Origin of the sequence: Brevibacillus sp. FSL L8-0520 (genome assembly GCF_037963895.1) — a bacterium.
Lineage (GTDB): Bacteria > Bacillota > Bacilli > Brevibacillales > Brevibacillaceae > Brevibacillus > Brevibacillus borstelensis.
In genome coordinates this window covers 5,088,177-5,099,836 of record NZ_CP150171.1, presented here as the reverse complement: position 1 = coordinate 5,099,836, position 11,660 = coordinate 5,088,177, and the positions used below count along the sequence as shown (strand labels likewise).

Below are 11,660 nucleotides of genomic sequence, written 5' to 3'. Positions count from 1 at the left end.
AACAGTGAACTATAAACGAACAAACTACAAACTATAAGGCGTTAACGATCAACTCTAAACTATGAACAGGATTGGAGGAGGATTCAACATGACATTCAAAAGGAAAAAAATCGCTGTGATCGGCAGCGGTTTTACCGGGGCCACGACCGCGTTTATTTTGGCGCAAAAGGAACTCGGTGATATCGTATTGGTCGACATCCCTCAGTTGGAAAACCCGACAAAGGGAAAAGCGCTGGATATGATGGAATCTTCCCCTGTGCTAGGCTTTGATGCCGCGATTACCGGAACCTCCGACTACAAGGATATCGCCGGAGCGGATCTGGTCATCGTCACAGCGGGTATCGCCCGCAAACCGGGCATGTCCCGTGACGATCTGGTCAACACCAATGCGGCCATCATGCGCTCTGTAGCGGAACAAGTAAAGCAGCACGCGCCGCATTCGACCGTGATCATTTTGTCCAACCCGGTAGATGCGATGACCTATACCTTCTACAAAACATCCGGTTTCCCGAAAAACCGCGTTATCGGCCAGTCTGGCGTCCTTGATACCGCCCGCTTCCGCACCTTCGTGGCGATGGAGCTGAACGTGTCCGTAGAAGACGTCAGCGGATTCGTGCTTGGCGGACACGGAGACGATATGGTTCCGCTGCTCCGTTATTCCTACGCTGGCGGCATTCCACTCGACAAGCTGATCCCGGCCGACCGTCTGGAAGCTATCGTGGAAAGAACCCGCAAAGGCGGCGGCGAGATCGTCGCTCTGCTCGGCAACGGTTCGGCCTACTACGCTCCGGCTGCATCTATCGTCCAAATGGCGGAGGCGATTTTGAAAGACAAGAAGCGCATTCTCCCGTCGATTGCATATCTAGAGGGCGAATACGGCTACCATGACCTGTATCTCGGCGTGCCTACCCTGCTCGGCGGCAACGGCATTGAAAAAGTCATCGAGCTTGACCTGACAGCCGATGAAAAAGCGGCACTGGACAAGTCGGTTGCTTCCGTCCGCAATGTGATGGCTGCGCTGAATTAAAGCGAAGGGCTTGGACTTGGAGATTCTAAAGCGACTGCATGGTTAGTCGGTCTGCCCGTAAAGCGGCTGCAGTGGAGAGAAGCCTGTTTCCATTCTGCGCTCCGGTCTGCGTCCTGCAAGGGAGAGTGGACTGTCCGCTCCGCAATGATCCCGAGGGAATCGCAAAACGGCGCGCAGCTCCGAAGCGTAATCATAGGTTGCGATTCTGTTTCCTCGGGATCATCGCTCCGCTGGGCCGGACTCCGCTAGTCGCTCCGAATGGAAACAGGCTTCTCTGGCGAGCAGAACGGCTTCGACGGGCTTTGAAAAGCAGTGTCCCACCGAACCTGCAGCCGTTTTCTCCTTTTTCATCTCCTCCACCAAAGCCCGTCCAACCGAAACAAACAAAATAACGTTCTTCCGAACGAGACAAACAAAAAAGCGGGAACCATGCATGCAGCCAATAGCATGCATGCATAGCCCCGCATTCCAGAAATGCCTTAATCCGCCAGCAGTTGCGCTTCCTTTTTCCCCAGCTTGACCGTAGACTCCGAAGGAATCCACATGCCTGTATTTTCATCCCGCCCCTGCAGAACAAATGCCGGATTGTTCTTGCCCATTTGCGACGCAGCCTTGGCGGCAGCTTGTCCAATCGTTCCCCCCTTGACCCGGTTCACGACCAGCACCAGCTTCACGCTGTCAAGCTCCGTCATCATTTCATAGTCCCCGATGCTGTCACCCGCGATAAAGATCGGACCATGACCGTATTTTTTGACCAGCACCGATTCGATCACTTCTGTTTTCCCATGATGAACGGTGAAAGGATAGTTTTTCTCGTACACGGGCTTGATCTTCCCGTTCTCTACCTGCAGACGCATGCCAATGACGTTTTCGGCAGGCAGGTTGTATCCGTATTTGGGCAGGGTGGCAAATACCCGCACGACCTCTTCCAGAGAAGCGGAGACGACGTACACATCGATTCCGTTGGAGCGGAAGGTGTTCATCAAATTGGCGACCTCAGAAGTCAAACGCAGTCCGGTCGTATGCGACACCGTGATCACTCCCGCTTTTCCTGAAAGCGCTTTCGGACTTGTCCACGAAACTTTCTCGATCGCCATCCCAAGGCTGGCATCGTTCGACGCTTCGGCCAATGCATGCACTTCGTCGATTGTCATGTTGGCAAACAGGTAGAGGACCCACGGATAGCCGATACTGCTGCCGTGCGTGCCATTGATCGCTTCATAGAGGAAATAGAGCTTGGCGCGAAAATCGGCAAACTGCTCGGTCGCTTTGACCTCATCGAGGGATTTGGTTCCCTTCATGCCTTTATACTGATTGTAGAGGAAGGTATAGTCCGCTGCCAGATCGGCGGCGATGTCATCGAGTGTAACCGGCTGGCCGTCGTCGTTTTTGTAATCGTCGGAGAAAGGACCTGCGGGTACACCGGTACGGATGACGCCGGCAAACTCCTCCGGGGTCATTTTAAATGCGAGATGATTGATTTGATAGACAAACAAAGCCTCTTCGGTATCGTGCATGATGCTGGTGTTGTCCCAGTCAAACACGGCGTAAGGCTTTTTTGCCGGATTATAGGAAGGGCTTTTCACCCCGTGCTTATCAATTAAATCTTGCACAGCCTGGTACGTTCCCGGCGCCCATTTCCCCTTGTCGAGCACCTGCAGCTGTTGGAGCGGTTCCTTTGCGGCCCACGCCGGGGCTTGTACGCTCACCAGGGCCAAACAGAGAAACAGCGCAAAGAAGCCCCATTTCATGCTTTTTGTGTGTTTGATCGACATTCGTCCTCATCCTCTCTCTGCTCACGTTCTCAAATGTCACGAAATGCAATACGGCAGTTTCCCTTGTCTCTCCACCTCCTCAAAAAAATAAGCCGCCTACCCGTGGACGGATTCTTCCACAGGTAAACGACTATCATCGTCTGAAAATATTGACTTTTATAAAGAATACATAATTATTTGTTTGATTTCAATGGCATTCTTTATTCTCATTTGACTTTTTTCATCGTGCTCCAAAAAGGGTATCATGATAGCAAGAGCGTAAAAAGGGAGCAAAAGCGTGTGGCAAAAGATCCGTTTACCGTAGAACAGTTGATGCAGCTGCCTGCTTTTCAAGGGGCAAAAATCATGGCGGGCATAGAAGGCCTGAAAAATGAAATCTATTATGTGGACAGCATGGAAATTCCCGATCTGACCGGCTGGCTGCGGCCAAACGAGCTGATTATTTCAACCGGTTATGCCCTGCGGAACGAACCGTACCGGCTGAGCCGTCTGCTGGAAGAGATGCACCGGGTGGGAGGCGCGGCTGTCGCGATCAAGACCAAACGGTTTTTGCAGGAAATTCCGGAAGAAGCATTGCGAAAAAGTGATTTGTATCGCATCCCTTTGATTGATGTCCCGGCGGAAACTCCTTATATAGACCTGACGCACTCGGTCATGGAGAATATTTTAAACCGCCAAGTCGTCGTCATGAGAGGAATGCAGGAGGTCAATCAGCAGTTCACGCAGTTGGTGCTGAACAGGCGGACGCCCGAGCTGGTGGTGATGGTCGGGCAATTGCTTCATTGCGACGTAGCTGTGCTGAACCAGCAGGGAGAGGTTGAAAGCAGCACCGTCCATTTTACGAAAGAGCTTATCGCGGAAAAGCGGAGCATCCTGGTCAGCAACAGAGTCGTCGGCTACCTGGCGATTACAAAAAAAATCGAGGAAGACGATCGCTTTGGGCAGCAGTGTCTGGATCAGGCCGTTACCGTTCTGGCGATCGAATTTACGATCCGGCAGTCTCTGCAGATTCAGCGGGAGCGGGAACAGGAGTCGTTTCTGATAGAGCTGTTGTCAGGTACAGCCGGTGAGGAAGAATTGCTGCGCCACCGGGCCAAGCAGGTAGGAATATCGCATAGCGGTCATCTGTACGTGATGGTTCTCAAGCCGAGTGAAACAGGGAAAGCGAACCCCAGGAAGGAAGAAGCTTTGCTCCGGCTTTTGCAGGAAATGAATCAAGGCGACCCACATGCCAGAAAAGGCGTCCTGATCAATGATCAAATTGCAGTGATTTGTTATACCGACAAGCAGGAGATTTCCAAACAGCGAGAGGAAGCGGTACACTATCTCCAGGAATTGGCCGGCTGGGGAGCCGGGAAGGAGGAGCGAGGCGGCTGGATTTGCGGCATCGGCTGTATCCGCGAGCACATGAAGGATCTTCGCTACAGCTACCGCGAAGCAAAACGGGCCATGCGAATCGGCCGCCTTGTCCGTCCGGGGCAATCGGTGATCCACTTCGAGGACATTTTGGTCGAGGACCTGCTCAAAGATGCAGCGGGCCATCCGTCGCTGACTGCTCTGTCGGGCATGTTTATCGAGCCGCTTGCCAAATACGACGCCGAATACGGGACCGAGCTGCTGTCTACGCTCGATTCCTTTTTGCGAACAGGCGGACAAACGAAAAAGGTAGGAGAAGAGATGTTTATCCACCGGAATTCTGTCTTGTATCGATTAGAGAGAATACAGGAAATTTTGGGGGTGGATTTGCACGATGCGGAAACGCGGTTCCGTCTCGATCTGGTAATGAGGGTTTGGAAAATGAGAGATTTGCCAGCGAATCCTGAGGATTTGTGAGGCTGCCAAAAAATAAACGCATTCTTTTGGGTCGTTTCCCATAGGGGGAAAAGACCCATTTTTGTTATAGTTGCAATTAACGCAATAATAAAAAATTGTTTGACAACGGGGGTGGAAAATCTTCAGTGATCGGAACGTCAGCAATCTTGCTCCCTGCGTTTTTTTTCGGACTATGAGAGAACCAGTGGTTCGCTATTAGAAACAAAAAGGTCGTCACCGTTTTCTCCTCTTGGGAAAACAAAGTGCTGACCGCAAACGGTTGCATTCCATTTTATGAAAACCTTGAGACGATAGGTGGCCAAGCATGCTAAAAACACTGGATAACGCTCTGGATTTACTCAAACACTTTACCCGGGAAAAACCGCAATGGGGAGTTCGTGAACTGGCCAAGGAAATGAATATTAGCCACACTGTTGTGTATCGGATGCTGGCTACGTTTGAACGATACGGATTTGTCAAACAGGAACCTAAAACAAAGAAGTACGAACTGGGGTTTAGCTTTTTGGAGTACGCATCCACTGTCAAGGACAATCTGGACATAACCGAGCTGATTTACCCGGTCATGAAACGGGTTGCCGAAGCAACAAATGAATCCGTTTTCTTGACTTGGCTGGATGGCTTGGAGGGCATTTGTCTGGAGATCGCCGAAAGCAGGCAGCAAGTGAAGTACGCGATGTCTATCGGCAGCAGGACGCTTTTGTACGCTGGGGCCTCCAACAAAGTGATTATGGCTTACTTGCCGGCCAGCACCCAATCAGCCATCATCGAAAAGGGGCTGCGGCCAAGAACAGAACATACGATTCATGACAAGGAGAAGCTGTTGCAGGACCTGGCACGGATCAGAGAAGACGGATGGGCTTACTCCGTAGGTGAATACACCGATACGGTGTTTGGCATCGCGGTGCCGCTGTTTTCCGGGGACAGGCAGGTCGTGGCATCGCTGACCATTGCCGGGCCGGACTATCGCATGCCGGAGCAAAAAGTACCGGAAGCCTTGAGGGAGCTGCGGACTGCACAGCAAGAAGTACAGGCCATACTGCAACGCATTTTCTAGCACAAAGGAGGGGACTTGCATGAACAACATAAACAACGGAAAGAGTGAAAAGGAAAAACACCCTTCCATTTTTGAACCTTTTGCGTTGATTCTGAATATTGTTACCGCTGTTATCGGGGCGGTCATCGGGATGCAGCTGGTGGCCTCGCTCGGAATTACTCCAAATACGGCCATTATCGGTGCGCTTATCGCCATGCTGATCGCGCGTCTGCCGATCACCATCTTTTCCAAGTACAAGTCGGTCCATCGCCAAAATCTGGTGCAAACCTCGATTTCTTCCGCGACATTCGGGGCGGCCAACAGCTTGCTGATTCCGATCGGCATTCCGTTTGTGATGGGAAAACCAGAATTGATCATGCCGATGCTGATCGGTGCGGCTCTGGCGATGTTTGTCGATGCTGCTCTTCTTTATAAATTGTTTGACTCTCGCGTCTTCCCTGCGTCCGGTACATGGCCGGCAGGTGTAGCTACTGCGGAAGCCATTATCGCCGGGGACAAAGGGGGCAAACGTGCCGCTCTGCTCGGTGTCGGTGCGGCGGGCGGTTTGCTCGGCTCCTGGCTCGGCATTTCGATGTCGGCGTTTGGTGTTGCTTTCATCGGAAACATTTGGGCGCTGTCCATGTTCGGGATCGGGCTCTTGCTTCGCCAGTATTCGATACCAATGTTTGGAATGGATGTAAACCAGATGTTCATCCCGCACGGCTTCATGATCGGTGCCGGTGTTGTGGCGCTGATCCAGGTCACGATGATTATTTTGAAGCGCAAGAAGACAGATACTGGAAATGGCAGTGAAGCAGCTGCGGAAACGTACACGCGCAGCGACAAGCAGACGACACGTGTACTCGGAATCGGATTTGTGGCCTATTTGATCATTTCTCTGGTCCTCGCGATTTTGGGTGGACTGATGACAGAAATGTCGACAGGCATGTTTATCGGCTTTCTGATCTTCGCCGCTTTTGCCGCTTATTTGCACGAGCTGATTGTAGGGATTGCCGCGATGCACTCCGGTTGGTTCCCGGCGTTTGCGGTGGCGTTGATCACCTTGATCATCGGGCTGCTGGCAGGGTTTCCGCCGGTAGCGCTTGCCCTGCTGGTCGGCTTTAGTGCAGCGACCGGTCCTGCCTTTGCCGATATGGGGTACGACCTCAAGACAGGCTATATTCTTCGCGGCAACGGACAGGACAAGGAATTTGAACTTCACGGCCGCAAGCAGCAGTACATCACGGGCATGATTGCATTCGGCGTTGCTTTGATCACGGTCATGTTCACCTATAAAGGCTTCTTTGCCAGTGGGCTTGTCCCGCCAGTGGACGCCGTCTATGTGAAGACGATCGAAGCGGGAGCGTCCGCTGAAGTCGCGAAACAACTGCTTCTCTGGGCCATTCCGGGCGCCATCCTGCAGTTTATAGGCGGTCCGAGCCGTCAGCTTGGCGTCTTGTTTGCAACAGGTTTGCTTATCCTGAATCCGGGTGCCGGTTGGGCGGTTCTGGTCGGGATTCTGATCCGTGTCATCGTGCTCAAGCTGAAAGGCAAAGAGGCAGAAAGCTCGATGAGCATTCTTGCAGCCGGCTTTATCGCCGGTGACGCGATCTACAGCTTCTTTAGCTCCATTTTCAAATTCAGTCAAAAATAGGAGGGTGTACAATGACGAAGATCCTGCTCAACGAACGCATGATGGAAGCAGCCGTGTACGGTGGAGCCGTACTCGGCGGAGGTGGTGGAGGCTGGATCGAGGAGGGGCTGCAAATCGGGCGGCTTGCTCTGGAGGTAGGCCAACCGGTGCTGGTTTCCGACGACGAAATGGCGGACGACGATTTGCTCGTCACCGTTTCGCTGGTCGGAGCTCCGGCAGCAAAGGATAAATTCCTCAAGCCGATCCACTATGTTCGGGCACTGGAGCTTTTGTCGGAGAAGGTAAAAACACCGCTCAGAGGGATTCATACGAACGAAAACGGAGCAGGGACAAGCGTAAACGGCTGGTTCCAGGCGGCAGTCACCGGTCTTCCAATCGTCGATTTGCCTTGCAACGGTCGGGCGCATCCGACAGGAACGATGGGGTCGCTGAATCTGCATGAGCTGCCGGATTACGTTTCCCATCAGGCTGCTGCTGGCGGGAAGGGAGACCGTTATGTGGAAATGAGCATTTCTTCTTCTATTGAAAAAGCGGCGTCCATGATCAGAAAGGTGTCCGTGGAAGCAGGCGGCCTGGTGGCTGTTGCCCGGAATCCGGTAACCGTTGCGTATGCCAGAGCAAACGGCGCGCCCGGCGGCATCTCCCAGGCGATCAAGGTAGGCGAGGCGCTTCTCGGGAGCAAAGGAGAAGCGGCGATTGAAGCGGTATGCGCCGCACTTGGCGGCCGTGTCGTCATCGAAGGGGAAGTGAGCGAGTTCTCGCTGGAGACAACAGGCGGCTTTGACGTTGGCCGGGTCACCGTTGGCAGTACGGAGATGACGTTCTGGAATGAGTACATGACGCTGGAGCAAGACGGCAAGCGCCTGGCGACGTTCCCCGACCTGATCATGACCTTGGATGCCCGGACTGCACGCCCGATTGTCACGGCGGCGATGGAAAAAGGGCAGCATGTAGCGGTGATTCACGTGCCTGCCGAAAAGCTGATCCTGAGCACTACAATGCGCAATGAGGGGCTGCTCAAGCCGATTGAAGGCGTGATCGGCAAAGAAATCGTGTCCTACCTGTAAACAAAACGCTCACCAACAACCAAGACGGAGGGATCTTTCATGTCGTTGAAACAAACCATTACTGTATTTGAAGCTATGGACAGTGCCTATGTAAGTGGAGAAACGATCAAAAACCTGTTTGCCAATCATTCCGATGTGCAAGTAACCGTTGAGACCGTTACCGGGCAAAAGGGCAGCACAGACTTCGTGAAGATCGTCATTCCCGGCAAGGAAGGGAAATCCAAGGGCGGGATGGCGCCAACCTTTGGAATCATCGGACGACTTGGCGGTATCGGCGCGCGCCCGAGCCGTATCGGTCTCGTATCCGATGCCGATGGTGCCATTGCAGCCGTAGCGAGTGCGCTAAAGCTGGCGGAAATGCAAAAACAAGGGGATGTGCTGAAAGGCGACGTGGTGATCACCACTCATATTTGCCCAAATGCACCTACCCGTCCGCATGAGCCGGTCGATTTCATGGATTCGCCAGTCGACATTTTGACCATGAACAAGTATGAGGTTACACCTGAGATGGAAGCGATCCTGTCCATTGACACGACCAAAGGAAACAAAGTGATCAATCACAGAGGGATTGCGATCTCGGCAACCGTAAAAGAAGGCTACATCCTGCGCATCAGCGACGACCTGCTGCGGATTATGGAAATGACGACTGGGCAGCTTCCGGTTACCTTCCCGATCACGATGCAAGACATTACTCCATACGGAAACGATCTCTACCATATCAACAGCATCCTGCAGCCATGTGTAGCGACCGATGCGCCTGTAGTCGGGGTGGCGGTGACGGCTCAGTCCGCTGTCCCAGGCTGCGGAACCGGCGCCAGCCACGAGGTGGACATCGCACTCGCAGTGAAATACGCTGTCGAGGTGGCAAAAGAATACACCAATGGTACTTGCCGTTTTTACGACACCGATGAATTTGCCCGAATCACATCGCTGTACGGCTCCATGAAAGTGCTGCAAACATTGGGCAAATAAGCAAGGCGAGGGGAGCTTTCCCCTTGCTTTTTTTCACACGCGAAAAGAAGGAGAGGATGACCGTGAAACGCATTGGGATGATTACGATCGGGCAAGCGCCACGGCCGGATGTCGCGCCAATCGTAGAGAAGTATCTCGCAGGAAGAGCCGAGCTCGTCCAGGCAGGAGTATTGGACGGAATGACGAAGCAAGAAGTGGAAGAACGCCTGTCTCCCGGACCGGGCGAATACGTGCTGACGTCCCGGATGGTTAACGGAGATGCGGCGGTCATGTCGCGTGAGAAAATCCAGCCGATCCTGCAGCGGAAGATCGAGGATATGGAGAATAGCGGCATCCAGACGATCCTACTCCTGTGTACAGGTGTTTTCCCGGGGTTGTCCGCCAAAAAAGCGTTCCTGATCGAACCGGATCACGTCATTCCTCCGACGGTGGCCGCGATGGTCAAGGGAAGCCGTCTCGGGGTGCTCGTACCGCTCGTGGAGCAAAAGGAAGCACTGAAGGACAAATATCATCCGCACGGATTGTTCCCCGTCTTTGCCGCGGCATCGCCGTATAAAAATGATGTGGAAAGCTTCCGGGAGGCTTGCGCGGAATTAAAGGAAAAAGCGGACATCGTACTGCTGGACTGTATGGGATACACAGAGGAAGCCCGCGAGCTGGTCTCCGACTTGACTGGATTGCCGGTCATCCTGTCCAATGCGATGATGGCGAAACTGGTGTCTGAAATGATTTAGGAAGGGTTGAACAAAGATGAAGCTGATCGAAATCAGTAAAGGAATTTTGACCAATTGCATGGCACTGAAAGCCGGGGAGTCCTTTTTGGTGGTAGCCGACGACGCCAAGCGGGAGCTGGGCGAAGCGCTGTGGGAAGCAGGCCGTCAGCTCGGCGCCGAAGCGATGTTCGTCGTCATGAATCAACGCGAAAAATCCGGACAGGAGCCGCCGGCAGCCATCAGCGAAGCGATGAAACGCTCCCATGTGGTCGTCTGCGTGACCCAGCATTCGCTGACGCATACCAAAGCGCGCAAGGAAGCAGCCGCAAACGGCACACGGCTTGCCACCATGCCTGCCATCACCGAGGACATGTTCCTGGAGGGAGCGATCACTGCCGACTACTCCCAGGTAAAAGCATTGACTGAAAAGGTGACCGAGCTGTTGACCAGGGCAAACACGATCCGCATCGAAAAGGAAGGAAAAGCGTTGACCTTCTCGATCAACGGACGCAACGGCGTACCGAGCACAGGCGTTTACGTCAATCCGGGTGAATCGGGCAACCTGCCATCCGGCGAAGCATATATCGCCCCAGTGGAAGGAACAGCCGAGGGCCAGATCGTCGTAGACGGCTCGATCGCCGGAATCGGCAAGATCGACAGTCCGCTGCTCCTGACTGTAAAAGACGGGCGCATTGTCGAGGCCGAGGGGGCCGAGGCTGACCGGCTGTTGAAAACGCTTGGCGACGGAGACGGTCGCTTGCTGGGCGAATTCGGGATCGGCACGAATGACAAAGCGCGGATCACTGGCGTGGTGCTGGAGGACGAAAAAGTGTACGGTACGATCCACGTCGCCTTTGGCAGCAACAACACCTTCGGCGGAACCATTGCAGCGGGGGTTCATATCGATTTGGTCGTCAAAGCGCCGGATGTGTACGCTGACGATGAGTTGATCATGAAGGACGGCAAGCTTTTGGTATAAGCGGCTATCGAAGCGATTTTCAGTATGTCAAATTACGATAACAGTAGTGGAGAGGAAAAAGGATCGAACAGCGTTGCAATGCTGCTCGATCCTTTTTTGCGAATGAGGGTTAGCGCTTCTGTACGGAAGATTTTCGGCAGCAACAACCTTTCTTCTTTAAAAAACCTTAAGAAAGTTCGACAAACACAAAAGCTGTAGAGATGAAACAGAAGTAAAATGCGAAGGCCTTTTGGACACCTCCCAGGCGGAATGGTAAAAGCGGGACACGCTTTTAGCGTCCAACCTCTGAGATGCTTTCCACGAGTCATCGATTTTTAGACGGGGTCCCGCTTTTGGAATGGCAGCTGGACAGTAAAGCCCCCAAGCAGTGTCCCACCGAGCCTGGAGGACTAAATAGTAAATATTTACCAATTGCAGTGTGGGTGATATCATAAAATCACCCGCATTCTACTTTTTTACAGGTAAGTGGTACCGCCAACATTTTGACAAAAACGTACGCTTAGCATTAGAGGAGATGATTTTCAGCCCATCTCAGCTACATTAGCGGTCATCAAACGTGTATGTGGTCATGTCTTAGCGATCGCCGAACCTATGATTTTCAATGGTT

Annotated in this window: 9 protein-coding genes; 8 read left to right on the top strand and 1 reads right to left on the bottom strand. The window is 53.0% G+C overall.

Going from position 1 to position 11,660, the window contains the following annotated elements; translation table 11 throughout:
• Nucleotides 1-88 precede the first annotated feature (88 nt).
• Nucleotides 89-1,027 carry a malate dehydrogenase gene (gene mdh / locus NSQ24_RS24825; RefSeq protein ID WP_003388584.1) on the top strand — a complete coding sequence of 313 codons (939 nt, stop codon included), beginning with the start codon at nucleotides 89-91 and terminating at the stop codon, nucleotides 1,025-1,027.
• Between the two features lie 479 nt (nucleotides 1,028-1,506).
• Here the strand turns inward: mdh and NSQ24_RS24820 are convergent, their stop codons facing one another.
• A complete protein-coding gene (locus NSQ24_RS24820) occupies nucleotides 1,507-2,802 on the bottom strand; it encodes a haloacid dehalogenase-like hydrolase (RefSeq protein WP_003388582.1) in 1,296 nt (431 codons plus the stop codon).
• Nucleotides 2,803-3,081: 279 nt separating this feature from the next.
• Between NSQ24_RS24820 and NSQ24_RS24815 the strand changes: the two genes are divergently transcribed.
• From NSQ24_RS24815 to NSQ24_RS24785, 7 genes are all read left to right on the top strand, one after another.
• Nucleotides 3,082-4,635: a PucR family transcriptional regulator gene (locus tag NSQ24_RS24815; protein ID WP_003388581.1), complete on the top strand. Its 1,554-nt coding sequence runs from the start codon at nucleotides 3,082-3,084 to the stop codon at nucleotides 4,633-4,635.
• Between the two features lie 304 nt (nucleotides 4,636-4,939).
• Entirely contained in the window at nucleotides 4,940-5,689 is a 750-nt protein-coding gene (locus NSQ24_RS24810) for an IclR family transcriptional regulator (protein ID WP_003388580.1), read from the top strand.
• 19 nt (nucleotides 5,690-5,708) lie between these two features.
• Nucleotides 5,709-7,322 carry an OPT/YSL family transporter gene (locus NSQ24_RS24805; protein WP_003388579.1) on the top strand — a complete coding sequence of 538 codons (1,614 nt, stop codon included), beginning with the start codon at nucleotides 5,709-5,711 and terminating at the stop codon, nucleotides 7,320-7,322.
• 11 nt (nucleotides 7,323-7,333) lie between these two features.
• Entirely contained in the window at nucleotides 7,334-8,389 is a 1,056-nt protein-coding gene (locus tag NSQ24_RS24800; RefSeq protein ID WP_024984486.1) for a DUF917 family protein, read from the top strand.
• 39 nt (nucleotides 8,390-8,428) lie between these two features.
• Nucleotides 8,429-9,361, top strand: coding sequence for a DUF1177 domain-containing protein (locus NSQ24_RS24795; protein ID WP_327969823.1), 933 nt, complete (start codon nucleotides 8,429-8,431; stop codon nucleotides 9,359-9,361).
• A 56-nt stretch (nucleotides 9,362-9,417) separates the two neighbouring features.
• On the top strand, nucleotides 9,418-10,095 hold the full coding sequence (locus NSQ24_RS24790; RefSeq protein WP_031932536.1) for an AroM family protein: 678 nt from the start codon (nucleotides 9,418-9,420) through the stop codon (nucleotides 10,093-10,095).
• 16 nt (nucleotides 10,096-10,111) lie between these two features.
• Nucleotides 10,112-11,053, top strand: coding sequence for an aminopeptidase (locus NSQ24_RS24785; protein WP_251247056.1), 942 nt, complete (start codon nucleotides 10,112-10,114; stop codon nucleotides 11,051-11,053).
• Nucleotides 11,054-11,660 lie beyond the last annotated feature (607 nt).